At 67.3% G+C, this 25,171-nt stretch carries 20 protein-coding genes; 10 read left to right on the top strand and 10 right to left on the bottom strand.

All coding sequences use genetic code 11. The annotated features are described in order from the left end of the window. Nucleotides 1-4 precede the first annotated feature (4 nt). The 4 genes from AC3A3G_RS12610 to AC3A3G_RS12595 are packed head-to-tail and all read right to left on the bottom strand — an operon-like array spanning nucleotide 5 to nucleotide 3,784. Entirely contained in the window at nucleotides 5-268 is a 264-nt protein-coding gene (locus tag AC3A3G_RS12610; protein ID WP_024353927.1) for a phosphopantetheine-binding protein, read from the bottom strand. Continuing rightward, nucleotides 265-912, bottom strand: a complete 648-nt coding sequence (locus AC3A3G_RS12605; protein WP_487488339.1) for an isochorismatase family protein — start codon at nucleotides 910-912, stop codon at nucleotides 265-267. The genes AC3A3G_RS12610 and AC3A3G_RS12605 overlap by 4 nt, the downstream gene beginning before the upstream one ends. After that, nucleotides 909-2,537, bottom strand: coding sequence for a (2,3-dihydroxybenzoyl)adenylate synthase (locus tag AC3A3G_RS12600; RefSeq protein WP_487488338.1), 1,629 nt, complete (start codon nucleotides 2,535-2,537; stop codon nucleotides 909-911). The genes AC3A3G_RS12605 and AC3A3G_RS12600 overlap by 4 nt, the downstream gene beginning before the upstream one ends. Next, nucleotides 2,534-3,784 carry an isochorismate synthase gene (locus tag AC3A3G_RS12595; protein WP_487488337.1) on the bottom strand — a complete coding sequence of 417 codons (1,251 nt, stop codon included), beginning with the start codon at nucleotides 3,782-3,784 and terminating at the stop codon, nucleotides 2,534-2,536. The genes AC3A3G_RS12600 and AC3A3G_RS12595 overlap by 4 nt, the downstream gene beginning before the upstream one ends. Before the next feature lie 140 nt (nucleotides 3,785-3,924). On the opposite strand from AC3A3G_RS12595, the gene AC3A3G_RS12590 reads away from it, so the two are divergent. From AC3A3G_RS12590 to AC3A3G_RS12580, 3 genes are read left to right on the top strand one after another with little or no spacing between them, the layout of a single operon-like run. Beyond that, nucleotides 3,925-4,602, top strand: coding sequence for a response regulator (locus tag AC3A3G_RS12590; protein ID WP_487488336.1), 678 nt, complete (start codon nucleotides 3,925-3,927; stop codon nucleotides 4,600-4,602). After that, the gene (locus AC3A3G_RS12585) at nucleotides 4,580-5,986 is read left to right on the top strand and encodes a HAMP domain-containing sensor histidine kinase (protein WP_200166554.1); all 1,407 of its coding nucleotides are present in this window, start codon (nucleotides 4,580-4,582) and stop codon (nucleotides 5,984-5,986) included. Before AC3A3G_RS12590 ends, AC3A3G_RS12585 begins: the two co-directional genes overlap by 23 nt. A gap of 57 nt (nucleotides 5,987-6,043) precedes the next feature. After that, nucleotides 6,044-7,246, top strand: a complete 1,203-nt coding sequence (locus tag AC3A3G_RS12580; protein ID WP_487488335.1) for an MFS transporter — start codon at nucleotides 6,044-6,046, stop codon at nucleotides 7,244-7,246. Here the strand turns inward: AC3A3G_RS12580 and AC3A3G_RS12575 are convergent. Then, nucleotides 7,243-8,160, bottom strand: coding sequence for a LysR family transcriptional regulator (locus AC3A3G_RS12575; protein WP_487488334.1), 918 nt, complete (start codon nucleotides 8,158-8,160; stop codon nucleotides 7,243-7,245). The two genes, AC3A3G_RS12580 and AC3A3G_RS12575, sit on opposite strands and share 4 nt — an antisense overlap. A gap of 269 nt (nucleotides 8,161-8,429) precedes the next feature. Here AC3A3G_RS12575 and AC3A3G_RS12570 point away from each other — a divergent pair, with 269 nt between their 5' ends. The 4 genes from AC3A3G_RS12570 (at nucleotide 8,430) to AC3A3G_RS12555 (ending at nucleotide 13,258) form a co-directional block, all read left to right on the top strand. After that, nucleotides 8,430-10,538: a TonB-dependent receptor domain-containing protein gene (locus AC3A3G_RS12570; protein WP_487488333.1), complete on the top strand. Its 2,109-nt coding sequence runs from the start codon at nucleotides 8,430-8,432 to the stop codon at nucleotides 10,536-10,538. 18 nt (nucleotides 10,539-10,556) lie between these two features. After that, nucleotides 10,557-11,987, top strand: coding sequence for a YncE family protein (locus AC3A3G_RS12565; RefSeq protein WP_487488332.1), 1,431 nt, complete (start codon nucleotides 10,557-10,559; stop codon nucleotides 11,985-11,987). A gap of 276 nt (nucleotides 11,988-12,263) precedes the next feature. Then, nucleotides 12,264-13,007, top strand: a complete 744-nt coding sequence (locus AC3A3G_RS12560) for a response regulator transcription factor family protein (protein WP_487488331.1) — start codon at nucleotides 12,264-12,266, stop codon at nucleotides 13,005-13,007. After that, nucleotides 13,004-13,258 (top strand): hypothetical protein, encoded by a 255-nt coding sequence (locus AC3A3G_RS12555; protein WP_200166542.1) that lies wholly within the window; start codon nucleotides 13,004-13,006, stop codon nucleotides 13,256-13,258. Before AC3A3G_RS12560 ends, AC3A3G_RS12555 begins: the two co-directional genes overlap by 4 nt. Here AC3A3G_RS12555 and AC3A3G_RS12550 read toward each other — a convergent pair. Then, complete coding sequence (locus tag AC3A3G_RS12550) at nucleotides 13,255-13,671, bottom strand: hypothetical protein (RefSeq protein WP_487488330.1); 417 nt, start codon at nucleotides 13,669-13,671, stop codon at nucleotides 13,255-13,257. The two genes, AC3A3G_RS12555 and AC3A3G_RS12550, sit on opposite strands and share 4 nt — an antisense overlap. A 197-nt stretch (nucleotides 13,672-13,868) precedes the next feature. Here AC3A3G_RS12550 and AC3A3G_RS12545 point away from each other — a divergent pair, with 197 nt between their 5' ends. From AC3A3G_RS12545 to AC3A3G_RS12535, 3 genes are all read left to right on the top strand, one after another. Further along, on the top strand, nucleotides 13,869-14,975 hold the full coding sequence (locus tag AC3A3G_RS12545; protein WP_487488329.1) for a sensor histidine kinase: 1,107 nt from the start codon (nucleotides 13,869-13,871) through the stop codon (nucleotides 14,973-14,975). After that, nucleotides 14,972-15,766 carry a LytR/AlgR family response regulator transcription factor gene (locus AC3A3G_RS12540; protein WP_487488328.1) on the top strand — a complete coding sequence of 265 codons (795 nt, stop codon included), beginning with the start codon at nucleotides 14,972-14,974 and terminating at the stop codon, nucleotides 15,764-15,766. The genes AC3A3G_RS12545 and AC3A3G_RS12540 overlap by 4 nt, the downstream gene beginning before the upstream one ends. A gap of 196 nt (nucleotides 15,767-15,962) precedes the next feature. After that, the gene (locus tag AC3A3G_RS12535; protein WP_289648040.1) at nucleotides 15,963-19,010 is read left to right on the top strand and encodes a TonB-dependent receptor plug domain-containing protein; all 3,048 of its coding nucleotides are present in this window, start codon (nucleotides 15,963-15,965) and stop codon (nucleotides 19,008-19,010) included. Between the two features lie 73 nt (nucleotides 19,011-19,083). On the opposite strand, the gene AC3A3G_RS12530 is transcribed toward AC3A3G_RS12535, so the two are convergent. From AC3A3G_RS12530 to AC3A3G_RS12515, 4 genes are all read right to left on the bottom strand, one after another. After that, complete coding sequence (locus tag AC3A3G_RS12530) at nucleotides 19,084-20,421, bottom strand: purple acid phosphatase family protein (RefSeq protein ID WP_368924780.1); 1,338 nt, start codon at nucleotides 20,419-20,421, stop codon at nucleotides 19,084-19,086. Nucleotides 20,422-20,434: 13 nt separating this feature from the next. Beyond that, nucleotides 20,435-23,587 (bottom strand): TonB-dependent receptor, encoded by a 3,153-nt coding sequence (locus AC3A3G_RS12525; RefSeq protein ID WP_487488327.1) that lies wholly within the window; start codon nucleotides 23,585-23,587, stop codon nucleotides 20,435-20,437. 97 nt (nucleotides 23,588-23,684) lie between these two features. Then, a complete protein-coding gene (locus AC3A3G_RS12520; RefSeq protein ID WP_487488326.1) occupies nucleotides 23,685-24,656 on the bottom strand; it encodes a FecR family protein in 972 nt (323 codons plus the stop codon). Continuing rightward, complete coding sequence (locus AC3A3G_RS12515; protein ID WP_200166529.1) at nucleotides 24,646-25,155, bottom strand: RNA polymerase sigma factor; 510 nt, start codon at nucleotides 25,153-25,155, stop codon at nucleotides 24,646-24,648. The genes AC3A3G_RS12520 and AC3A3G_RS12515 overlap by 11 nt, the downstream gene beginning before the upstream one ends. Nucleotides 25,156-25,171: the final 16 nt, after the last annotated feature.

Genomic DNA, 25,171 nt, shown 5'->3' with positions numbered 1-25,171 from the left:
CAGGTCAGGCGTCGTGACCGGCGGCGCGCAGGCGCGCCTGAACCACGCTCCACCAGCCTGCGAGCGTAGTGTGCTCGGCCAGTTCGCTGAACTCCAGCGGCACGGCCTCGCTCCACGCCAGCGACAGGTTGAGGGCGCGCAAGGAATCGACGCCCAGGTCCATCAGATTGTCGTCGTCCAGAATGGAGTCCGGCGTCTCGTGCAGCACGGCGGCGACATCGGCGCGCATGCGCTCCAGTGTCAGATCCTGCGGGGTCAGCTTGGTCATGTCAGTCGTTCCAGAACGCGCGCCGTCGAAAGGGCCACGGCGCAGGTGTCGGCGGCCCAGGCCACCGCGCCCATATGCTTGTCGCGCGAGAAGTCGCCAAGCGCATCGGCGACGAAGAAGGGTTCGATATCGCGCTGAAACGCCTCGGCCGCCGTCAGCTGGCAGCCGATGTGGGCGTAGACGCCGCAGACGATCAGCTGGTCCCGCCCCCGCACGCGCATCAGCGTCTCGAGGTTGCTGCGCTGGAAGGCGCTGTAGCGGTGCTTGACCAGAGGAAAGTCGCCCGGCGCCGGGGCCAGTTCGGGCAGTATCTCTTCATGCTCGGGCGTGCGGCTCATGCCCGGTCCCCACAGGTCGGCCTGCAGGCCCCGGTCGCGGCGATCCTGATCGCCATGCTGGGCGGTGTAGAAGACCGGAACGCCCGCCGCCCGCGCCGCCGCGATCAGCCGGGCGATGTTGGCGATCAGGCCGGGCAGCGGCTCGGCGCCCGGCGCATAGGGGCGCATGAAATAGCGCTGCATGTCGTGGACCAGCAGGGCGGCGCGATCGCGCTGCAACGTCCACTGGGCGCGCGAGGCGGGGATCTCCGCCTCGGTCGGCAGGGCGTAGGCCGGGACGGTCGGCAGACCTTTGGATGCGGTCACGCCTTGCCCTCTTCTTCCAGAATGCGCTGGCGCAAGGCGGCGCGCAGTTCGCGGCGGCTGACCTTGCCCACGGCGGTCACGGCGAAGTCGTCGACGAAGACGATCTGGTCCGGCACCTTGAAGTCGGCGATGTCGCGCTTGCGCATCCAGGCCTTCAGCTCGACGCCGCGCGGCGGGGCGCCGTTGGCGATGATGAAGGCGCATATCCGCTCGCCCAGATAGTCGTCCGGCACCGACACCACGGCGGCGTCGAACACGGCCGGGTGGGCCAGCAGATGATCCTCGACCTCCTCGGCCGAGATCTTCTCGCCCGCGCGGTTGATGTGGTCGGTGGCCCGGCCCATGACGACCAGATAGCCCTCGGGCGTGCGGCGCACCACATCGCCGGTGCGATAGAAGCCGTCGTCGGTGAAGGACCGCGCATTGGCCGCCGGTTCATTGTGATAGGCGCGGATCGTATAGGGGCCGCGCGTCAGCAGATTGCCCGACTCGCCCTCGGCCACCGGCGCGCCCGCGTCGTCAACGATCAGGATTTCATCGTCGGGGCTGATGGGGCGTCCTTGCGTCTCGACGATCAGGCTCTCGGGGTCGTCCAGCCGGGTGTAGTTGACCAGCCCCTCGGCCATGCCGAACACCTGCTGCAGGGTGCAGCCCAGCTCCGGGCGCACGCGCCGCGCGGCCTCGGGCAGGAATTTCGCGCCGCCGACCAGCAGCACCTGAAGGCTGGACAGGTCGTGGGTCTTCTTGGCCGCCGCCTGCATCCACAACAGAGCCAGAGGCGGCACCAGTCCGGTGATCGTCACGCCCTCGCGCGCGATCAGGGGAAAGCAGACGTCCGGCGACGGCGACGGCGCCATCACCACCGTCGCCCCGACATAGAGGGCGCCCAGATAGCCCGGCGAACTCATGGGGAAGTTATGCGCCGCCGGCAGGGCCGTCAGATAGACGCTCTCCGGCTCCAGCCCCGAGATGTCGGCGCTTTCGCGCACGCTGTAGAGATAGTCGTCGTGTGTGCGCGGGATCAGCTTGGACAGGCCGGTCGAGCCGCCCGAAATCTGCAGGAAGGCCACGTCGGACGGATCGGCGTCGTCCGTCGGCAGGGAGGCCGGATCGGCGCGGAAACCGTCGAAGGATGCGAACTCTTCGGCCTCGCCGACCACGACCACATGGCGCAGAGCGGGAACCTCGGTCTGAACGGCGCGGGCCAGGGCGCGATAGTCGAAGCCTTCATGCCGGTCGGCCACGACATAGGCCGACGCCTCGGCCCGCGTCACGAAGTGGACGATCTCGGTCGAGCGGTGCGCGGGCAGCGCATAGACGGGGATCAGCTTGGCCCGAAACAGGCCGAAGATCACGCTGAGGAATTCGGGCAGGTTCGGCAGTTGCACCACCACCCGGTCGCCGGGCTTCAGCCCCAGCGCCAGGAAACCGGCGGCGGCCGTCTCGGCCTTTTGCAGCAGTTCGCCATAGGTCCAGCGCTGGCCCATGCCGACCACGGCGACGGCGTCGCCCTGCGCCTCGGCGCGGCTGCGCAGCAGTTGAGAGAAGGTCTCGCCGCGCCAATAGCCCTTGGCCCGATAACGCGCCGCCATGTCGTCCGGCCAGATCTGTTGCAGGGGAATCATACGCTCGCCTCATCCACGCCCAGGGCGCGCAGGACGGCCTGGAACTTACCCGACGTCTCGTCCGCCTCGGCGGCGGGGTCGGAGCCCTCGACAATGCCCGCCCCGGCATAGAGACGCGTCTGATCGCCGCACGTCTCGGCGCAGCGCAGGGAGACGTACCACGCCCCGTCGCCGAAGGCGTTGGTCCAGCCCACGGCCCCCGCATAGAAGCCCCGGTCATAGCCTTCAAGCGCGTGGATCATCTCGGCCGCCCGGTCGCGCGGCGAACCGCAGACGGCGGGCGTCGGATGCAGCAGGGCGGCCAGTTCGGCGGCGGAGGTTTCATCGGGGCGATGCAGCCGCCCTTCGATGCGGGTGCCCAGGTGCCACATGGTCCGGGTCGAGACGAGCGCCGGGCCGGGCGGCGCGCGCAGATCGCTGCAATAGGGCGCCAGCAGGTCCATGATGGCCTCGACTACCAGGGCGTGTTCGCGGCGGTCCTTGTCCGAAGCCAGCAGACCTTGCGCCGCCGCCTCGTCCTGCACCACGTCGGTGCTGCGGCGGGCCGATCCGGCCAGAGGATGAGAGAAGACGGCCGGGCCGCGCTTGGACGCCAGCAGTTCGGGCGTGGCGCCGACCAGACGGCGCATGGCCCCGCCCTGCCCTTCACCGAGCGGCGTCAGGAAGCGCGCGGCGGTCGGATCGGCCTTCAGGTCGCGCCACAGGGCGAAGGGGTCGATCGCACCGTCGCCCTGAACCTTCAGGCTGCGCGACAGCACCACCTTGTCGACCGGCTCGGCGCCGCCCTGAGAGGCGCGCATGGCCTCAAGCGCCTGCGTCACCGCCGCCTCATAGGCCGCGCGCGACGGCTCGGGCGTCAGGGCGCGGATCGCGGGGCGGCGCGCGCCCGAAGGCATGTCCCAGATGCGGTTGGCCGCCCGCTCGGGCAGGAACAGGCAGTCGTCGGCGCGGCGGTCGAACGGCAGGGCGCCGACCAGCAGACGCGGCGACGGTTCATCGGTTTCCGGCGCGACCGGCAGATCGGCGAAGAAGCGGCGCACCCGCGCGCCCAGCGTCGCCGCCGGTCCCGGCGTCAGGCGCTGCTTCTGGCCCGTGGTGAACAGCCGCAGTTCCGGCGTGCTGAGGCCGAAGGCCCAATCCATCTCATTCTTCGGCGCAGCGGCCTCATGGCGTTCGGATACGCTTTTGCCGCCGATCTGAACCGACAGATCGGGCGCGCCCCAGAATTCCGCTACTCTCGACTCCATGACGATCCCTGCCGCACTCAAGCTGTTGCATATCATTCGCAACAACCGGCCTATAGCCGAGCAACCTTCGCATTGTCTTGCGGCGAGATTAATTCCAAGCCGGTCTGGTCGTTTCGCCGCAGAGGTTTAGAAGGGCGTTCATGCGAATGCTTGTCATTGACGATGATGCCCGAACCCGCGCCTTCGTGGCCGAAGGCCTGCGCCAGCAGGGGCATACGGTCGATGAGGCGGGCGACGGCGAGGGCGGGCTGCACATGGCGATGGAGGGCGAATACGACGCCATCGTCGCCGACCGCATGATGCCGGGCCTGCCCGGTCTGGAAGCGGTCCAGGCCATGCGCGCGGGCGGGCTGAAGACGCCGGTGCTGATGCTGACGGCGCTGGGCTCGGTCGACGACCGGGTGGCGGGGTTGAACGCGGGCGCCGACGACTATCTGGTCAAGCCCTTCGCCTTCAGCGAATTGAGCGCGCGGCTGCAGGCGCTGGTGCGGCGCCCGCCGCTGGCCGAGGCGACGATGCGGCATCGCGTGGCCGATCTGGAGGTCGATGTGGCCGCACACCGGGCGACCCGCGCGGGCCGGACGCTGGACCTGACGCCGCATGAGTTCAAACTGCTGGAGCGGCTGGCGCGCAACGCCGGTCACGCGGTGACGCGCACCATGCTGCTGGAAAGCCTGTGGGGCTTCCACTTCGATCCGCGCGCTAATCTGATCGACGCCCACATCAGCCGCCTGCGGGCCAAGGTGGATCGCGGCTTCGATCAGGAGCTGATCCACACCATCCGGGGGGTGGGCTATGTCCTCAAGGCCCCGGACTGAACCGAAACGCCCGTCCGTCTGGACCACGGCCAGCCTGCGCTACGCCGCCGCCTTCTCGGCCCTGTTCGGGCTGGGCGCGGCGGTGATGATCGCGGGCGTGGACTATGGACTGATGCGCTTCGCCGAGGCCGAGGTCCGGGACGGGCTGAACCATCAGATGGACGTCATGCGCGCCGACGCCAACCGGCACGGCACGGCCCAGTTGGTGCAGGAGCTGAACGCCGAGGCCCGCAACCGCGACGCCCGGCGCTATCTGTTGCTGGTCGAGGCGCCGGACGGCAGCACCTTCTCCAACGGCCTGACGCGGCTGGCGGTCAACCAGAGCGGTTTCCGCCGCAACCTGCCCAACAAGGCGCGCCCCGCCCGCTGGCCCGACCAGACGCCCAATATGCTGGTGCTCAGCGCCCAGGCGTCCGACGGCGGGCTGCTGGCGGTCGGGCGCGACATCCAGCATCTGGACGAACTGCGCGGCGGCATCCGCCGCTATGCCCTGATGAGCGGGATCGTCCTGATCCTGCTGGCCCTGGCCGGCGGCTGGTTCGCCGGCCGGCTTTTCCTGCGGCGGCTCGAGGGGGTCAATCAGGCGGTGGGCCGCATCATCGCCGGTCAGGATTCGACCCGCCTGCCCGCCGTCGGCCTGGGGCGGGAGTTCAATGAGCTGTCGGCCAATCTGAACCGGATGCTGGACCGGCAGGAGGCGGCGCTGACCACGCTGAAGACCCTGTCCGAGGGCGTGGCCCACGAACTGCGCGCGCCGCTGAACCGGATCCGCAACCGGCTGGAGGATCTGGCCGCCAATCTGGACGACGCCAGCGCACGCGAGGCCGCCGTCGAGCGCGCGCTGGAGGAGACGGACCAGGTCAGCGCCCTGTTCGAGGCCCTGCTGACCCTGGCGCGGATCGAAAGCGGCGACGCCGCCTTGCAGACCGAGCGGCTGGACCTCGCCGACCTGGCCGCCACGGTGGCCGACATCTACAGCCCCTTCGTCGAAGAGGCGGGCGGGCGTCTGGCCGTCGCCCTGGCCCCCACGGGAACGGTCGAGGCCGATCCCGCCCTGATCCAGCAGGCCCTGGCCAATCTGATCGAGAACGCCGTCTTCCACGGCGGCGGCCAGGTCGAGGTCTCGACCTCCCGCGAGAACGGCCGGGCGGTCATCCGCGTCGCCGACCACGGTCGCGGCGTGCCGGAAGCCGAGCGTGAAAAGGTGCTGCGGCGCTTCTATCGTCTGGATCAGGGCGCGAGCGGCCATACGAGCGGCGCGGGCCTCGGACTGGCCATGGTGGCCGCCGTGGCGCGGGCGCATGACGGCGAACTGCGGCTGGACGACAATCAGCCGGGACTGGTTGTTGAGCTGGCGCTGCCCACCACGCCAGCCAAGACTTAGTTGCAATTAATTCTCAATTAGTCGATCAAGCCGCTCCATGCCGTTCAGGAGCGCCTCATGACATCCGCCACCTCGACCGTCGCGGCGCCCGGCGGCGCCTTCAGCCTGAAGCCCCTGCTGTTCACGGCGGGCGTCGGCAGCATGTCGATGATGGCCTTCGTCGCCGTGGTCGGGCCGATGGCGCGGCTGCTGGGCCTGCAGCCCTGGCACGTCGGGGCGGCGGTGACGGCGGCGGGCCTGGCCTGGATGCTGATGGCCCGCTTCTGGGGCGCGCGCAGCGACGAGGTGGGGCGGCGCAAGGTGCTGCTGATCGCCCTGGCCGGGTTCGCCGTCAGCTATGCGGCGCTGGGCCTGTTCATGAGCGCGGCCCTGGCCCTGGTTCCGGCGGCCATCGTCAGCTTCCTGGGCATGACGGCGGCGCGCACCGCCGCCGGGGCCTTCTACGCCGCCGTGCCGCCGATCTGCGCCGCCGTGGTCGCCGACCACACGGCGCCGCACGAGCGCGCCCGCGCCATGGGCGCCGTCGGCGCGGCCAGTTCGCTGGGCATCGTTTTCGGACCGGGCGCGGCGGGCCTGCTGGCCGGTTGGAGCCTGAGCGCCTCCCTCATCATCATCTCCGCCCTGCCCGTCCTGGCCTTCATCGCCGTGTGGCGCTTCCTGCCCGCCGATGCGCCGCACGAGGCGCGCAAGAAGGCGGCGCTGAAGCTGGCCGACCTGCGCATCCGCCGCGCCGTCGTCACCGCCTTCGCCGCCATGTGCGGCGTCGTCGTCTGCCAGGTGGTCGTCGGCTTTCTGGCCCTGGACCGCTTCGGCCTGTCGCCCAATGAGGCGGCGCGGACGGCGGGCGTCGCCCTGGCCGTGGTCGGCGTGGTGCTGTTCTCGGCCCAGATGGTGCTGCGTCGATTGAACTGGACGCCGTCGCGCTTCATCCGCATCGGCGGGAGCATCGCCGCCGTCGGCTTCGTCGGCGCCGCCTTCGCTGCGACGCCGCTGCAACTGTGGGCCGCCTATGGCGTCATCGCGGCGGGCATGGGCTGGGTCTATCCCTCGCAATCAGCCCTCGCCGCCAATGCGGTCGAGGCCCACGAACAAGGCGCCGCCGCCGGGGCTGTGGGCGCCGCCCAGGGCCTGGGCGCCGTGCTGGGGCCGCTGGCTGGAACCGTGGCCTATCAGGCGGCGCACGGCGCACCCTACGCCGTGTCGGCGGTGATGATCCTGATCGCCGCGCTGTGGCCCGCCACGCGCCTGAAGGCCGGTTAGGCGCGCGCGCTTTCGGCTTCGAAACCGGCGGACAGGGCGTCGACCAGCCACTGGGTTCCGGCGTCGCCGTCCGAGCGTTCGTGCCAGACCAGGTGATAGTCGAACGGCCGCATCTCCTGCGGCGCCGGGAAGGCGCGAAGGCCGTGCGCCGCCGCGAAGTGTTCGGCCGCGCGGCGCGGCAACAGGGCCACCGCCTCCCCCGCCTGCAACAGATAGGGGACCAGGGCGAAGCTCTCGGCCCGCACCAGGACGCGGCGCTCGGCCATGTCCGGCAGGTCGTCCGCCACCCAGTCGCCGAAACCGTCCCCGGCCGACGGTGCGACATGGGGCCAGCGCAAAAGTTCGGCATGCGTCGGCGTCGCCTGATGCACCGGGTGGTCCGGCCGCGCCAGGCCCAGATGAGTCTCGCGGAACAGCCAGCGCGACTTCAGCCCCGCGCCCTCGGGATTCCAGCCCGTCAGCACCAGATCCAGCCGCCCGTCCTCCAGCCGTCGCAGGCTGGCGTCCGACAGAGGTTCGACCGCCAGCTCTACCCCCGACGCCTCATGCTGGATGCGGGCCAGGGCCGGCGTCAGAACGCTGAGCAGGCCGAAGTCGGTGGAGGCCAGACGGAACACCCGCTTCATCCGACCGACATCCAGGCCGGGGTCGCGCAGCAGGCTCTCGCCCGCGTCCAGCCAGGCGCGCAAGGGACCGGACAGGGCCTCGGCGCGCGGCGTCGGCATCATGCCGCGCGGACCGCGCACCAGCAGGGGGTCGTCGAACTGATCGCGCAGCCGGGCCAGGATGCGACTCATCGCCGGCTGGCCGATGCCGAGGCGTTCGGCCGCGCGCGAGACGCTGCGCTGCTCGATCAGCACCTGAAGGTGCTGAAGCAGGGTGAAATCGACGCGGTGGGGAAGTCGCCCCGACATAAGGCCTCGCTGCGTGACGCCCGACGCGCCGCCCCCGGCTGTATTAAGAACGCCTCTTAATTGCAACACGTTCGCAAGGTCGTTTCGTCATACGCGCACGACGTCTCAGCGCCCGCGCCTTCATGCGCCCCAGCGAATGGCGCCCATGCCGAATCCGACATTGAGACAATATTGCGAATGATTATTAGGAGCGAGCCGCTCGCACGGTCGAGCTTTCCTCCCCTCCCTGGGCGCCTGTCGCCCGCCAACGCACGCCTTTGGGGGCGCAGATGCACCTATCGAAACGCCGCATCGGGCTGGGCCTGATGACCACCACCCTGCTCGCCACATCGCCGGTCCTGGCCGAAACGATTCCGTCCGACCTCTCGAGCGTCGACCCGCAGGCGACCTCCGTCAGCGACGTGGTCGTGACCGCGTCGGGCTCGGCGGTCGACATCCGCAACGCCCCGGCCTCGGTCAGCGTCATCACCCGCGAGGAAATCGAACGTCAGCCGGTCCAGAACCTGGGCGAACTGCTCGGTCGTCTACCCGGCGTGAACGGCGGCATCGGCTCCGAAGGCGAAATGTCCAAGATCACCATCCGCGGCCTGCCGGACAACTACACCCTGATCCTGGTGGACGGCCGTCGCGTCGGCAACGCCCGCGACGTCACCTACCGCCCCAACCTGGGCCGCCAGGATCTGAACTGGATCTCGCCCGACATGATCGAGCGCATCGAGGTGGTGCGCGGCCCGATGTCGTCGCTCTACGGCTCCGACGCCATGGGCGGGGTCATCAACATCATCACCCGCAAGATCGCGCCGACGTGGCGCGGCTCGGCCAACACCAGCTACACTTGGTCCGAGGATTCCAACCGTGGCGACGCCTACCAGTTGGGTGTCAACGTGACAGGGCCCATCACTGAAACCCTGGGCCTGCGCCTGGGCGCGACCTATGCCCGGACAAATCCTGACGAGGTCAACATCTCAGGCGCCAATGGCGCCGGCGGCGTTCTGAACAAGACGCTGAACGGCGTGCTTAGCTGGACGCCCATCGAGAACCAGAACTTCTCCTTCGAAGCCAACTATGGCGTCGAGGAACCGCTCGATCCTAAGCTGATGGTGCCGGGTCGAGATGGCGTCACCCTCGTCCCACAGTGGGGCTTCGGCTCCAAGATCGAGCGTACCAATTTCCGCCTGAGTCACGATGGCGAGTGGTCGTTCGGCGAGACCCGTCTCGACCTCTATCACAACGCCTTCGAGAACAAGGCGATGGGGGAAGAAGGCGGCAACGGCGAGTTCTCCGAATGGATCGTCGACGGTCTGTGGAACTTCGAGAAGAACTTCATCTGGCAGCACAAGTTCGCCATCGGCGCTCAATATCGCCAAGAAGAGCTGACCAACACCGACACCATCGGCAAAAGCCCGATCGACTTTGACGGCAACGTCATCACCGGCGCCACGCTGAAAGGCGATACGGCGGCGATCTTCGCCGAAGACCAGATCACCATTAAAGAAAACCTGCTGCTGACCCTGGGCGGACGCCTGGACAGCCACGACAAGTATGGCGAGCACTTCAGCCCGCGCGCCTATCTGGTCTGGCATCCAACGGAGACCTGGACACTGCGAGGCGGTGTTTCCCAGGGCTTCCGCGCGCCATCCTTGAAGGAAAACAGCGCCGGCGCTGCGACCTATTCCGGCGGCAACGGCTGCCGCGGCCTGGTCGGCATGGCCGCCAAGGACAAGAACGGCAATCCGATCCTGGACGGCGCCGGCAATCCGCTCGTCTACACGAGCGGCGGTTGCTGGATGGCGGGCAACCCCAAACTCCAGCCCGAGGAAAGCACCAGCTACGAGTTCGGCTTCGCCTATGACAGCGGGAGCTATCAGTTCGGCGCCACCTACTTCCACACGGATTTCGAGAACAAGATCCAGTACGCGCCGTTGGGCTATTACCAGGGCCAGTGGTGGACCCGGAACGAGAACGTCCAGCGCGCCCGCACCAAGGGCCTGGAGCTCAGCGGCTCTGCGGCCCTGCCCTATGATCTGACCCTGCGCGGCAACGCCACCTGGATGATCGAGGCCAAGAACCTGGACACCGGGGCCAGCCTGATCACCACGCCGGAATGGTCGGGTTACGCCTCGCTGGACTGGCGAGCGACCGACCGTCTGGGGGTCATGCTGTCGGCTCAGTACACCGGCGAACAGCTGAGCGGCGGCTCGACCCTGACCAACGCCCGCACCGAGTTCGACCTGACCACCGCTTATGAGGCGTCCGACACGGTAACGCTGCGCGCCGGCGTCTCCAACCTCTTCAACGAGAAGGTCAGCGGCACCGCCGGCGACGGCTACTACTCGCCCGGCCGCCGCTTCTTCGTTGGCCTGACCACCCGCTTCTGATCCGGAGAAACTGCGATCATGACCACCCTACGCAAATCCCTTCTCGGCGCCGCCCTCGGCGCGCTTCTGGCGGCTTCGGCCGTCGCCGTTCCGACCCTGGCTTCGGCCCAGGCCCTGTTCTCGGCGCCCGAGCGCCTGGACGGCGGCCAGGTCGGCTTCTCGTCCGGCGAGCGCGGCAAGCCCGTCCTGCCGGGCGGCCCGGTCGTGGCCAGTGGCCGCGGCTTCCATCCGGGCCAAAGCATCGTCCTGATGTACGGCCAGACGCCGCTGTCGACCGGCCCGATCACGGCCAACGCCGAGGGCGGCTTCGAGGCGCGCCTGACGCTGCCCGCGAACGCCCAGCCCGGCAACCACCCGATCGTGGCGGTGTCGCAGTCGCCCTACAACGCCGTCCTGGCCGATCTGAAGATCTCGCCGAACGTGCCGCTGTCGAATGAAGCGGCCTATCGGATCACCAGCATCCAGCCGACGCGCGGCCTGTACCAGACCGCCTATAGCGCCAAGCGCAACGCCGTCTTCGCCACCTCGGCGGTCGGCCGCCCGCCGGTACGTCAGTCGGAGCTGCTGCGCCTGAACGCCGACACCCTGGCGGTCGAGGCCCGCGTCACCCCGGCAGCCGCGCCGGGCCGCACCGGCCGCACCGGCCGCGACGGCCAGCCCCAGGACGGCGGCGTCTTCGCCGTCTACGGCGTCGGGGTCGATGACGCCAACGACACCGTCTGGGTCTCGAACAGCCGTCAGAACACGGTGGCCGTCTATCGCCAGTCGGACCTGTCGCTGGTGCGCCAGTTCGAGCCCGGCACGGTCAACCACGCCCGCGACGTCGTCATCGACGAAGAGCACGGCAAGGCCTACGCCAGCGCCACCTTCGAGCCCGAGGTCGTGGTGTTCGACACCGCCGCCCTGACGGTCGCCAAGCGCATCAAGATCGACTCGACCGTGCGCGGCGAGACCTTCTCGGCCGCTAGCGTCTCCTATGACCGCGAAGCGCGCCGCCTGTACGTCGCCTCCAACTCGACCAATGAGGTCGCGGTCATCGACGCCGCCGCCGACACCGTGCTGAACGTCTTCCGCGTGCCCGGCGCGCGCAGCGTGATCGGCGTCTCGCACGATCCGCAGACCGACCGCATCTTCGTCGCGGCCCAGGGCACCGACAACCTGGTGGTGCTGAACGGTTCGGACGGTTCGGTCATGGCCGACACCCCGGTCGGCGCGGGCGCCCTGAACGTGGTGTTCGAGCCGAAGTCGCGTCGCGCCTTCGTCAGCACCTTCGGCGCAGGCACGGTGACGGTGACGGACGTCGACGGCCGCATCGTCGCCAACCTGCCCGCCCCGCCGGTGGCGAACCACGTCTCGACCGATGGGCGCGGCAACGTCTATGTCGCGGTCAAGTCCGGCTGGACCACGGACGGAAACGACTCCGTGCTGCGCATCCGTCCCGCACGGTGATGCAGGCGCGCTGACCCGAAGTCGGCGTTGAAAGAAGGGCCCTTGCAATCGCTGCAAGGGCCCTTTCATCATCTGTAAGCGAGCGGCCTGTGAAGTCATCAGAATCCGTACCACGTCGCACATGGAGGCCCAGGAACGCAGGCCCCACCGACCAATCGTTGATTTAGCGCGTCGAAAGCGCATGCTTTCGGCCACATCCGCCCTAACGGCGACCAAGCCGCATCAAGTGCGACTAGCCTGTCTCCATCAGCATCATCGCCTGGGGAGCGGGAAATCATGGACATCAACGCCGGAAGACGAGACGAACTGCTTGATGTCGCGACCGCAAGCATGCCCGCCGGGACAGGACGCGCACGCGCGTTGCTGCTGATCGATCTGAACGGCGACGAACCGCACGAACTGGGCGGCTATCTGGAACGCCGAGGCTTCCAGGTGATGGAGGTCGGCTCGACCGCCCGCCTGCATGACGATGAAGAACCGCTGGCCGAGACATTCGAGGCGGTCGTGCTGATCGCACGCCTGCCGGACGCAGAGGCGCTGGCCGCCATTCGCCAGTTGAACGGCGCAGACGCGCCGCCCTTGCTGGTGGTCGCGCTCGAAGGCGAAACGATGGAGCGGGTGCTGGTGCTTGAGATGGGAGCCGACGATCTGGTGGGGCGAGAGGCTGAACCGCGTGAAGTGCTGGCGCGGCTGCATCGCCTGATCCGCCGGCGGCCGGAACTGGATTCGGCGCCCCGCCCGACGGCGGCGCATGACTGGGCGCTCAAGCCCTCTCAGCGGGCGCTGATCACGCCTTCGGGCTGTGCGATCAAGCTGACGGGGCGCGACCAGGCGCTGCTGAACGCCTTCACAGACAACGCCGACGGCCTGCTGCTGGAGCGGGACTATCCGCGCGGCCATATCCGCACTGCGATCAGCCGCCTGAAGCGCAAGGTGATGGCCGACGCCGGCGTCGTCTTGCCGATCCAGAACGTCTGGGGTCAGGGCTATCGCTTCGACGCCAATCTGGTGCAGGCATGAGCGCCCTGCGCTCCGATGCGCGTTCAGATGGCGGCGACGACAACGCCCGGCTGATGAAACGCAAGGCCGTGATCACCGTCGAGTACGAAGTCGAGGACTATCTGGGCGCCAAGGCTCAGGAGAGCCGCATCCGTCGCGCGCTGGCCGATCTCAGCCCGGACTTCGGCCGCATCGACATCCGTTTCGCCGATCGGCGGCCGCGCAACACGCCGCGCGCGCCCGCGCCCGAGCGGAGCTGGCCGCGCGACTAAGCGGCGGTTGAGCATTCCGCAATCGTCGACGGCGCGCCGGACGTGCTCGCCGCTCCATCGGCCCCTGGCTCCGCTGCGAGAATGGCGCTGAGCCGGTCCGCCAGCGTATTGCCCTCCGCCGTCAAGGCCAGATGCCGGCTGCGGCCGTCCGTTCCGCGCAACAACTCCACCAAGCCATAAGCGGGCGCCAAGGAGCCCGGCTCGCCCTCGACCGCCATGGCGCGCACCCCGCGTGAAACGGCGGCGTCGTTTCGACTGCACAGGGACGAAAGTTCGGTCATGCGGACGCCTTCCTGACGCCGGACGTGCAGAAACATGACCAGTTGGCTGAGGCTCAGACCGGGCGCCGCGCGCTCGACTTCGGCCAGGGCCGTCAACAGAGTCTGCGTCATGTGATCGGCGGCGTCGGTCATGCAGCGGCTTCTCCTCGTTCGAGAGCCATTGTGATGCTGAAAATACGCCTCCGACCGCTCCAAACGGCCTGTTGGTCGATTTCATCGTCGCTCCGTCGCGACAGAGAGCGCATTTCGTCGCGCTAAGCGACCGCTTCGCCGCCTCGCCTTTGCGCTTGGCCCGAAGTTGATGCTTCTGTCACCCGACAGGAGAAACGATGACCGAACACGACGACGACTTCGAGGCGCGGCCCTGGCTCTTCACGCGGCTGGACGGCACAGTCGTCGTGCTAACCGTCGTCTTCTGGACCATCAACGCCCTGCAGTTGAGCGCCCGCTCGCTGATTTCTCCGTCCGACTTCAATCAACTGGATGGAGTCGTCCTGGCCCGGCTGGCCAGCCTCGGCACGGGTATAGTGCTGACCCTGGGAATGTGGATCATCCTGCGCCGCCTGACGGAGACCCGCGCCTTCGCCTGGTTCTGGCGCGCTGCGGCGCTGGGCCTGGCGGTCTGCCTGATCCACACCGTGCTGAACGCGACCTATTTCCGATTACTGACGGACTATCACGTCTCCAGCGACGAGTTTTTCCTGCACCCGCGCAATGTGATCTCCACCTACATTTCCTTCCTGTGGCCGATCATGACCTGGTCCGCCCTGTGCGCCGTCATGGTGGCGGGCGACAATTTGCGTCGCCAGCAGGCGCGCACGGCAGAAGCCCAAGCCGCCGCGCAGCAGGCGCAACTGGCCGCCCTGCGGCTGCAGATCCAGCCGCACTTCCTGTTCAACACCCTGAACTCCGTCTCCAGCCTGATCGGCCAGGGCCGTGCCGAGGAAGCCGACCGGACCCTGGTGCGACTGGCCGACTTCCTGAAGCACACCCTGGCCGCCGCGCCGCGCGAACTGGTGCGGCTGGAGAACGAGATCGACAGCCAGGGGCGCTATCTCGACATTGAGGAGATCCGCTTTCCAGATCGTCTGCGCCGACGGCTGAGGCTGGAGCCGGAGGCCATGAAGGCGATGGTGCCCAGTCTGATCCTGCAGCCCTTCGTCGAGAACGCCGTCAAGCACGGCCTGGCCCAATCCCTGTCCCCCGTGATGCTGGAGGTCGGCGCCCGCCGCGACGGAGAGCGGCTGAAACTGTGGGTCGCCGACGACGGGCCCGGCCCCGCCGCCGCCTGCACCAGCGGCCTGGGTCGCAGCCTGGCGAATGCAGGGCGCCGCCTGCACCTGCTGTACGGCCCCGAGGCCTCGCTGCGATACGGCCCCGGCGCCGAGGGCGGCTGGCGCGTGGATGTCGAACTCCCGTTCGAGGTCGCCGCATGAGGGTGCTGATCGCCGATGACGAGTCCCTGGCCCTGGCGCGCCTGAGACAGGCCCTGGCCTGCATTCCCGAGGTCGAGCTGATCGCCGCCGCCCGCTCGGGCGAGGAGGCGCTGCAGTTTATTCGCGAGCTGAAGCCGGACGTCGCCATCCTGGACATTCAGATGCCCGGGCTGGACGGCCTGGGCGTGGTGATGCGGCTGCGGGCCGACGATCCCGTTCCCGAAGTCGTCTTCGTGACGGCCTTCACACAGCATGCCGTACGGGCGTTTGAACTGAATGCAGCCGACTATCTGACCAAGCCTTTCGACTTCGAACGGTTGCGCGCCGCGATCCGCCGCGCGCGGGCGCGGCTGGACGCCCGCAACTCGGACCAGCGCTTCACCGAACTTCAGACACTGGTCGCCTCGCTCCAGCAGACGGCCGAACCGTCCCTGCATGAAACCGAAATCTGGATTCGGCGCGCCGACGGCCTGTATCGTCAACCGCTGGACGAGGTGGATCACATCCTAGCCCAGGGCGATTACGTCGAGTTGCACACCCGCGGCGCCGCCTATCTGGTGCGCGACACCATCAGCGCCCTGGAGCAGAGAATCGACCCCGCCCGCTTCATGCGCTGCCACCGCTCGATCATCGTCAACCTGGCCTTCGTCCGGGGAATGCGTCGGCGCGGCGGACGCAAGCTGACCTTGTCTCTTGCCGATGGAAGAGAAATCACGGTCGGACCCAGCTACGTCGACCAGTTATCTCAAGCCATGAACATCAAGCCATGGCGACAGGTCAATTCAGTATAAGTATTTGCATATCTGCAATTTGTATTGTTGTGTCGAAATTGACGCCAGACATCGACATAACATAGATTAGACACATTCCATCGTTGCCCAGGCATACCCCTTGAGTACTGTTTGACTGCTCCAGAGTCGCCAGTTCGACAATGAGCATTCTTACGAACACTCCGCATCCCAAGGATGCGTCGGGAGGGCATTGATCTTGCGAACTCACCTTTTCCGCCGGCGACTGCTGGCCACCACCATCGTCGGAGGGGCGCTGGTCGCGGCCGCGCCGGTCATGGCCCAAGCGTCGCAGACGCCTGACAACGCCGAGCCCACCACGGTCGGCGAGATCGTCGTCACCGGTTCGCGTATCGCCCGTCCGAACCAGGATTCCCCGGTTCCGGTTTCGGTCATCACCGCCCAGCACATCGAGGCCACGGGCCAGATGAACACCGGCGACATCCTGCGCACCCTGCCGGAGGCCGGGGTGTCGACCTTCACCCCGACGACCACCACCTTCTCGACCGCCAACAACGGCGTCACCACCGTCGATCTGCGGAGCCTGGGCGAAAACCGCACCCTGGTTCTGGTCAACGGCCGCCGGCATGTGGCCGGCATCGTCGGCAGCCAGATCGTCGACTTCAACACCATCCCGACCGACTTCATCGACCGCATCGACGTGGTGACCGGCGCCGCCTCGGCCGTTTACGGCTCGGACGCCCTGGCTGGGGTCATCAACATCATCACCCAGAAGGACTTCGAAGGCCTAGAGCTGTCGGCGCAGGGCGGCATCACCGAGCGCGGCGACAACGAGAACTTCAAGATCGGCCTGAAGTTCGGCTCCAACTTCGCCGATGATCGCGGCAACTTCGTCGGCGCCCTGGGGTGGCGGCGGACGGGCTCGGTCTATGGCCGCGACCGCTGTGACCGCGAGATGTGCATCGACGCCGCCGCGACCACGGCGCGCCAGCACAATGTGGGCGTCTTCTCGTCCTTCATCCCGCGCGGCACGGCCCTGGTCCCGCGCGTGGGCGCCGGCAACCTGACCCGCGTGGTCGACGACTCCGGCGCGGTCGTCCCCTACACCAACGCCGGGTTCGGCTATAACCGCTCGGGCGAGCGTCAGCTCTTCGTGCCGGAAGAGCAGATCCGCTTCAACGGCCAACTGACCTACGACATCAACGACAATCACCGCTTCTTCTCGGAGATGTCGATCTTCCACGGCCGCACCTCGAGCGAAATCGAGGGCAACCCGGTCGGCTCGGAGGCCATCTATCAGGACCAGTTCGGCATCGACCAACTGCCTGACTGCCGCGACTTCGACGGCGACGGCGACAACGAGTGCCGCTACGGCGTGCCGATCACCAGCGCCATCGTGCCGACGGCCTTGGCCAACGCCGTGCGCGCCCAGCATCCGGGTATCGCCGACGACGACCTGGTGGTCGGTTTCCGTCGCCGGATCAACGACGTGGGTAACCGCGGCAATGAATCGGAACGGGCGATGGCCCGCCTGGTGCTCGGTTTCGAGGGCGAACTGACGCCCAATCTGAACTATGAGCTGAGCATGAACTACGGTCGTTCGGATTACGACCAACGTTCGAACGGCGACATCATGACCTCCCGCTTCCGCCAGGCGCTGGACGCCGTGGTCGTCGGCGGCGAGACCGTCTGCCGCGACACCGCCGCCCGGGCTCAGGGCTGCCTGCCCGTCTTCATCTTCAAAGAAGGCGGCATCTCGAAAGAAGCGGCAGAATATTTCACCGCCGCCACCAGCCTGGACGCCTATCAGGAGCAGTACATCGTCAACGGCTTCGTCAGCGGCAATGTCCCCAGCGTTCTGCCGGCCGGCGACATCGGCTTCGTCGTCGGCGCCGAATACCGCGAGGAATCGGCCCGCTCGACTCCCGACCCGCTGACCCAGCTGGGCCTGGCCACCGGCAACATCACGCCCGAGACCCGCGGCGCGTTCGATGTCGTCGAAGCCTTCGCCGAACTGCGCATCCCGCTGCTGGCGGACCTGCCGTTCGCGAAATCCCTGGACCTGAACCTGGCCGGTCGCGTGTCCGACTACAGCACCGTCGGTTCGACCACGGCCTGGGCTGCTTCGGTCGAGTATCTGCCGACCGAGTGGCTGAAGCTGCGCTCGCAGTACGCGGTCGCCGTGCGCGCCCCGAACATCAATGAGCTGTTCAATCCCGGCTCGCAGACCTTCCCGCAAGTCGGCGACCCCTGCGAAGGCGTCACCCTGAGCGGCGGTCAGGCAGCCTTCCTCAACACCCGCTCCAACATCGCTGACCCCACGGTCGTCCTGGGCAGCGGCGTCGACGCCTCGACCATCGGCGACGCGGTGGCGCAGGCCTGCATGCTCGACCCGGCGGTGGCCGCGCGTGTCGCCCGTGACGGCGGCTTCGCCCTGACCCAGCCCGAGTTCCAGGGCGTGTCGGGCTTCAACACCGGCAACCCGGATCTGACGCCGGAAACCTCCAAGACCTTCACGGTCGGTTTCCTGTTCAATCCACGCTGGAACGACTGGTGGTCGCGCCTGTCGGTGTCGGCGGACTACTATGACATCTCGATCGAAGACGGCGTCGGCACCTACGGCCGTCAGGTCTCGGTGAACCGCTGCTACGAGAACACGGCGTCGTATGATCCGAGCTCGCCGTTCTGCGGCGGCATCCAGCGGTTCAGCGGCGGCGCCTCGGTCGGCGCCCTGCAGTTCGTCAACATCCGCAACCTGAACCTGGCCGAGATCAACATCGAAGGCGTGGACGTCAAGGCCAGCTACGGCTTCGACCTGAATGACGTCTTCGCCGGTCGCTCGGGCGATCTTGGGCAGTTCGCCGCATCGCTGTCCTACAGCCACCTGCTGGACTTCAGCTCGACCGCCTTCCCGGGCGCCGCGCCGCAGACCTTCGCCGGAACGGTCGGCTCGCCCGATCATGAAGCGATGCTGAACCTTCTGTACTCGCGTGGCCCGCTGCAGGTCTCCATGGGCGTGCAGTATGTCGGCGAGGCGGATGTGGGCTTCTTCAACCCGGCTCTGGAATCGCTGCTGCCGTCGATGACCTTCGTCAACGCCCAGGTGCGCTATGACGTGTCGGAGCGCATCAGCGTCTATGCCGGCGTCGATAACCTGTTCGACGAATACATGTTCGTCGCGGGCACCAACGGCGACATCGGCCAGTCCACCGGCTGGACCACCTTCCCGGAGGTCTATGACGGTCTGGGACGTCGCTTCTACGGCGGATTCCGCTTCAGCTTCTGATCGCTGAACTACCAAAGACAGGAAGGGCCGAGCGCAAGCTCGGCCCTTCTTCAATCACGGACCGCCCTGCGCCCTATCTGAGGGTTTCGACGCGCGCCACGCCGTCTGCGCCTTTGGTCAGGCGGAAGGCGTCAACTTCGCGGCCCGTTGCGGTGAACGCCCGATAGACAATGGCTTCGGGCGAAACATCCAGCGTCTGAAAGGTCTGGGTGCGCGAGGCCGAGTGCGTGGCCCAGCCGAGATCGGCGACCGGGTACATCTTCGGCCCGGCGACCGAGACGACGTAGGTCGAACCCTGGTCGGACGGATGGTCAGGCCCCGGATTGCCCATGCGGCCCGTCCCGATGGCGCCGCGCGCATAGCCGTGGTCGTGGGCCTGCAGCACCAGATCGACGCCGTATTTGTCGATCAGCGGCTTCAGGGCGTCGCGCACCCTGGCGTTGTCCCGATCGGGGTCAATCGAGAACAGGGGGAAATGCAGGAACAGCGCCGTCCAGCGGTTCGGATTGTCGGCCAGAAGCCCGTCCAGCCAGCGCACCATCTCGGCGCGCATGGCCTCGTCGCCGTGGAACAGGGGGGCGTCGACCGAGATCAGGCGCAGGCCCTGATAGTCAACGGTCCAGGCCGTCTCTTTCAGCTTCTCGACGCCCGCCGGGCCGGTTTCCGGCAGGGTGTATTGTCGCCGCCACTGAGGGTTCAGCACCGGGCCGCGGCCATACTCATGATTGCCAGGCGTCGGCATCTGCGGCGTTTGGGCGTAGAGGAAGCCGCCGGCGGCGAACCACTCGCCCCACTCGTTGTCGCTGTCGTGCCGGTTGATCAGGTCGCCGGCATGGATGACGAAGGCGGCGTCCCCGGCCTTGCGGAAGGCCATCCTCAGGGTGCGAGACGCCTCGCTGAGGATGTTGTTCTGCATGTCCCCCATATAGAGAAAGGTGAAGGGCTCAGCCGTCGCCGCCGCCGTGCGGAACTGCAGCCATTCCGACCACAGCATGCCGTCGCCGACCCGATAGGCGTAAACCGCGTCCGGCTTCAGCCCCTTCAGCACCGTCGAGTGATAGGCTGCGTGGAACTGGGACGCCTCGCGCACGGTGATAGTCGCATCGTCGGTGACGGCAGTCACGCGCACCGCTTCCTTGACGAAGTCCGGGCCGTCCTGAGCCTCGGCGTATTCGACATAGCCGATAGCGCCGGGCGCAGTGCGCCAGGTTACGGCCATCTCATGCGCCGGGTCAGCGGTCAGGTTCAGGATGATCCGCTCCGGCTGGGCCGTCGGCGGGACCACCGGCCGATCCGAAGCCTGGGCCGGCAAGGGCTCAGGCCGCAGCGGACGCTCGGCCGTCTGCGCCATCGTCTGTCCGCCCACGGCCGCAAGCGCGGCCCCGAGCATCAGGGCAAAAGTCGCTTTCATGTTCCTGCCCCGATCAAAAGACGTAGGTCAGGCCGAGCGAGATCGACCGGCCGTTCTTGATGTAGGCCCGGCTGGCGCCCGTGCTCGCCCCGGCCGTGTACCAGTAGGTGTGGTTGTCGAAGAGGTTCTGAACCTGCAGCGAGGCGGTCGCCCCCTTCCACAGCTTGCGCCGGACATTCAGGTCCACGAACTCATAGTCTTGCTCATACGGATTGTTGCCGAAGTCCTGGATGCCTTCCAGGAATTCCGACTGGTAGCTGTAGGCGGCGTAGGCTTCCCAGCCGTTGCGTTCCCAGAAGACCTGGATGTTAGCGACCGCCTCGGGCGTCTCCATCAGCGGCAGGGTGTAGCCCTGCGGGTGCCAGGAAATGCCGGTCTCGGCTTCCGAATTCTGAAGCGTCAGGTTGACGCTGGCGCCAAGCGCCGACAGCGGCCCCGGCAGCCAGTGGAAGATTTGCTGGGCGCTCACCTCGACGCCATAGACCCGCGCCCACTTGCCGTTGTTGGGCATGGAGACGGTCACGCCATCGGGGCCGACGTTCACGCCCGCCGTCCCGTCACGGATGTTCGAGGACGAGGAACGGTACAGGAAGTTCTCGATGTCCTTGTAGAACAGGCCCAGCGAATAGGCGCCGGTGTCGCCGTTGTAACGCTCGACCGACAGGTCGTAGTTGATCGCCTTCATCGGCTTCAGGTCCGGGTTGCCCTGCTCGACGGCGACCAGCACCCATTCGTTCTTGGGGTTCAGCTTGCCGTCGCCATCCGGGTCGCTGTCGTAGCCGTACTCGCGCGCCGAGGACATGCGGGCGATGTCGGGCCGGGCGAAGCTGGTCCAGATGGCGGCGCGGACGCGGGTCCGGTCGTCCAGGTCATAGTTCAGATGGATAGACGGCAGAACATTGACGAAGTCGCTCTTGTCCGTAGCGAAGTGCGCGCCCTGAACCTCGTCGAGGATATAGGCGTCGATCTCGTTGTTGGTGCTCTCGACGCGGACCCCGCCGATGATCTGCGCCTGGCCGAAACGGGCCGTCGCCATCAGGTAGCCGGCGAAGATATCCTCCTTGAAGGTGAAGCTGTCCTCGCCGCTCAGCTCAGCGTTGCCGGGGTCGGTGGCGAAGCCGTCGAAGAAGTCGCTGTCACCCGCCATGGCGCGCTGCAGTTCGGCCAGCATGGCCTCGTTGTCGATCACCGTGCCCAGGCGATAAAGACCGGAGTACTCGCCGTCGAACAGGCTGGCGACCTCCTTGCCGTAGAAGCGCGAGAAGTCGGCCAGGGCGCCGCTGGCGTCCAGATCCATGAACTCGCCGTTATAGGTCGAGCGCTTGGAGCTGTAGTATTTGCCGCCCGTCTTGATCGCTTCCAGCCAGGTCGAGACCGGGCGCCATTCGACGTTGAACTGGCCCTGCCACAGCTCTTCCTGAGCCCCGCCGACCTCGCCCGACAAACCAGCGAAGTCATATTGGCTGTTGTCGTGAATCGCCGCCATCCCGGCGTCGTTCAGCACCCATTTGGGGAAGCGGCTATCGCCGAAGTTGACGACATCGACGCCCTTGTTGCCCAGCCAGCCGTACTTGTCGCTGCGGAACTCCATCTCATAGCTGTCGTCGATATTGTCCTCGGACTTGGCGTAGGACAGGTCGTAATCGACGGTGAAGTCGCCCAGTCGGCTGACGCCGCCCAAGTTGACCGACATCAGCGACCCGGTCTCGCGCGAGCCTTCCCAGAATCGGCGCAGGCGGAAGCCCTGCGGATCCCAGGCCCCCGAGGCGCCGTCCAGCGTATAATAGGAGCGCGTCTTGCGATCCTTGTCGGTGATCCGGCCGTCGCCGTCCTGATCGACGATCTGGGCTGTCGTATAGTCGTAGATGTTCCCCAGCGCGGCGTCCGTGCCGACGATCATGTCCTCGGGACGGGCCAAGCCGGTCATCGCCTTGTCGACCTGGCTCAGGCGGGTCGAGTTACGCCCCGTATCGTTGCGGAAGTTCAAGCGGTTGCCGAATTCGTCCTGAGTGTACTCGTTGAACTGGCCGCGCAGATGAAATTCATGATCCGCGCCGCGATAATCCAGGCTGGCGTTCAGGCCGCGCCGCTCCACCTCGGTCTCGCCGAAGCCCAGGTTCATGCCCCGCATGACGAAGCTGTCGGTGTCCCACCCCATGGTCTCGCTGTCAGCGTACCAGACGGGGGGCTGGTTATCGCCGTCCACGCCGTTCTGTTCGAACTGCGACTTGCGGCGCGACCAGCTGCCGGTGACGAACAGGCCCCAGTTGTCGTTGAACTGGCGACCGAACGAGCCTGAAATCTCGCCCGACTTCTCGTCGTCGAACTTGTCCAGCATCCCGGCCGAGGCCGACAGGACGCCATAGACCGGGTCATGATCGAAAGCCGTCGGCGTACGGATATCGATCGTCCCGCCCAGGGCGTCGCCGTCCCGGTCCGGCGTCAGGCTCTTGATGACGGTGATCGAGTCGATGCCTTCCGGCGGCAGAAAGCTGAGGCGGACGCCGCGATAGAAGTTGTCGTCACGCGAACCCGCCCCGCCCATGCGGACGCCATTCATGGTGTAGTTGTTCAACTCGGTCGACAGGCCGCGGATGGTGATGCGATCGCCCTCGCCCGTCGTATGATTGCGCACGGCGTTGACGCCCGGCAGGCGCGACAGGGACTCGGCCACGTTGTTGGCGGGCAGATCGCCCATGTCGTCGGCGCTGATGACGTCCGAGATGAAATCGGCCCGGCGCTTGGCGTCCAGCGAACGACGCAGACCCGCCGCATAGCCGATCACCTCGACCTGTTCGACCTCGAAAACGTCCTCGGACACCCCCTCCGCCTGGGCTGTCTGACGCGTCAGGGTCAACACGCCACGCACTTCGCGCGCCTCGACGCCCGCCCCGGCGATCATGCGACGCAGGGCCTCGCGCGGGGTCATGGAGCCGGACACGGCGTTGGATATGCGGCCGCGTGTCAGGGCCGGGTCGAAAACGATCTGCAGCCCCGTCTCACGCGACAGCGTCTGAAGCGCGCGGCCAAGATCCTGGGCCGGAATGGAAATGGCGGTCCGCGCCTCGATGGCGGGCGACGACTGCCAAGCGTAGGCGGGCGCGGCGGCGGAGGCCAGAACGGCGATGGCGGCCGCCGTCAGAAGGCTTGTCTTGTGGATGCGCATTCAATGAATCCCCAGCGATCGAACGTGATCGATACGGGGTTAGACGGCGGCCCCGGCAGTCCTGACACCTGTCATGAAAACTTGCTCTGACGGTCGCCTAAGCTTTCGAAATGACGAAGCGGTCCGACCCTTTCCGGGTCAGCGTCAGACCATGCAGCCGCACAATGGCGGCTAGGGCGTTCTCGGGCTGATCATAGGCGAAGCGACCGCTGACCAGGACACGCCCTGCGGCGGGGTCGGCCAGTTCCACCTTGACGCCGCTGGCGCGCTCCAGATCCTGAAGCACGCTGGCCAGGCTGGCCTCGTTGAATTCCAACCACCCCTTAGCCCAGGAAGGGATGTCGGTCTCTGCCTCAGGCCGCATCAACGCCGCTCGCTGAACCACGCCCCCGGACACGGTCGCCCGCTCGCCCGCATGAACGAGCGTGGACATGCCTCGGTTTGAGCGGACCTCGACGAGCCCTTCGAACACCACCACCTCAACTGCAATCCCGTCCGCGTCTGGGCGCTGATCGACATTGAAACGGGTGCCGACAGCAGTGACACGCACGCCGTCCACCTCGACCGAGAAGGGCCGGTCCTTGTCAGGCGACACCTCAAAGAAGCCCTCGCCCTTGAGACGCAGACGGCGCTCGTGATCGCTCAGATCCACTCGCAGTCGACTCTCGCCGTTCAGACGCACGGCCGATCCGTCCGCCAGAATGACGGGCTGCGGCGCGCCATGTACGCCGACGATCGTCTCGCCGCGCGGGGTCAAGACAACCCCTGCCGCCACGACACAAGCCAGCGCCGCCGTCACGCCCGCAAGCGCCATGGGCCGCGAATTCCACACGAAATTGGAGCGTTTCGTCGCGCCGCGCCCGACAGCAGCTCGCTGCGTCGCCCAGATTACGGCGGCGTCGTCCAGCAGTTCCTCATGAAGGCGCAGCAGGGCGGCGCGATCCGTTCCCCCCTCCAGCCAGCGATCAAGCTCCACCTGGCGCTCTGACGACCAGGACCGATCCCGTCGCGCGTCGGCCCACAGGGCGGCCGCCCGATCATCCTTTGAACGGACCTTCTTAGTCGACATGGCGGCCCTCCGCCGTCCGGCGCAGCATCTGGGCCGCGCGACTATAGTGTTTCTGGACCGCCTCGACCGAAAGCTTAAGATCGCGAGCGATGGCTTCATAGGATTCCTCACCCGCGCGACGACGGATGAAGACCTCGCGCCGCAGAGGGGGCATGGCCTCCAACGCCTTCTGGCATAGCTTCAGCCGCTCGCTCATGTCCAGCGCTTCCAACGGCGTCGCCGCGCTGTCGATGGGATGCTCAACCGCGTCCAGGTCGTCGATCGGCACAGCGCGCGCCCGTCGCGCTCGATCCACCAGAATGTTGCGAGCGGAACGGACCGCATAGGCCAAAGGATCGGTGATCAGAGTCTCGCGCGCCCGCGCCAGGACGCGCACCATCGCCTCCTGGGCCACATCCTCGGCGTCGCCTGCGACCGCCAGCCGTCGTCGCACATAGGCCAGCAGCGCCCGGTTGTGCGTCACCAGCGCCCGTCCGACTTCCTGTTCGTGACTCGTCACACGCCGTCCCCCAAGG

The sequence above is a fragment of the Brevundimonas sp. Soil_N_31 genome, assembly GCF_057655995.1.
Note: the sequence above shows the minus strand (reverse complement) of the source record. Positions and strands in the feature narration are given on the sequence as shown.

Excerpts from the sequence above, each read along its gene's own strand:
- AC3A3G_RS12610 (WP_024353927.1), bottom strand. The coding sequence starts at position 268 with ATGACCAAGCTGACCCCGCAGGATCTGACACTGGAGCGCATGCGCGCC.
- AC3A3G_RS12600 (WP_487488338.1), bottom strand. The coding sequence starts at position 2,537 with ATGATTCCCCTGCAACAGATCTGGCCGGACGACATGGCGGCGCGTTAT.
- AC3A3G_RS12595 (WP_487488337.1), bottom strand. The coding sequence starts at position 3,784 with ATGGAGTCGAGAGTAGCGGAATTCTGGGGCGCGCCCGATCTGTCGGTT.
- AC3A3G_RS12590 (WP_487488336.1), top strand. The coding sequence starts at position 3,925 with ATGCGAATGCTTGTCATTGACGATGATGCCCGAACCCGCGCCTTCGTG.
- AC3A3G_RS12585 (WP_200166554.1), top strand. The coding sequence starts at position 4,580 with ATGTCCTCAAGGCCCCGGACTGAACCGAAACGCCCGTCCGTCTGGACC.
- AC3A3G_RS12580 (WP_487488335.1), top strand. The coding sequence starts at position 6,044 with ATGACATCCGCCACCTCGACCGTCGCGGCGCCCGGCGGCGCCTTCAGC.
- AC3A3G_RS12575 (WP_487488334.1), bottom strand. The coding sequence starts at position 8,160 with ATGTCGGGGCGACTTCCCCACCGCGTCGATTTCACCCTGCTTCAGCAC.
- AC3A3G_RS12570 (WP_487488333.1), top strand. The coding sequence starts at position 8,430 with ATGCACCTATCGAAACGCCGCATCGGGCTGGGCCTGATGACCACCACC.
- AC3A3G_RS12565 (WP_487488332.1), top strand. The coding sequence starts at position 10,557 with ATGACCACCCTACGCAAATCCCTTCTCGGCGCCGCCCTCGGCGCGCTT.
- AC3A3G_RS12560 (WP_487488331.1), top strand. The coding sequence starts at position 12,264 with ATGGACATCAACGCCGGAAGACGAGACGAACTGCTTGATGTCGCGACC.
- AC3A3G_RS12555 (WP_200166542.1), top strand. The coding sequence starts at position 13,004 with ATGAGCGCCCTGCGCTCCGATGCGCGTTCAGATGGCGGCGACGACAAC.
- AC3A3G_RS12550 (WP_487488330.1), bottom strand. The coding sequence starts at position 13,671 with ATGACCGACGCCGCCGATCACATGACGCAGACTCTGTTGACGGCCCTG.
- AC3A3G_RS12545 (WP_487488329.1), top strand. The coding sequence starts at position 13,869 with ATGACCGAACACGACGACGACTTCGAGGCGCGGCCCTGGCTCTTCACG.
- AC3A3G_RS12540 (WP_487488328.1), top strand. The coding sequence starts at position 14,972 with ATGAGGGTGCTGATCGCCGATGACGAGTCCCTGGCCCTGGCGCGCCTG.
- AC3A3G_RS12530 (WP_368924780.1), bottom strand. The coding sequence starts at position 20,421 with ATGAAAGCGACTTTTGCCCTGATGCTCGGGGCCGCGCTTGCGGCCGTG.
- AC3A3G_RS12525 (WP_487488327.1), bottom strand. The coding sequence starts at position 23,587 with ATGCGCATCCACAAGACAAGCCTTCTGACGGCGGCCGCCATCGCCGTT.
- AC3A3G_RS12520 (WP_487488326.1), bottom strand. The coding sequence starts at position 24,656 with ATGTCGACTAAGAAGGTCCGTTCAAAGGATGATCGGGCGGCCGCCCTG.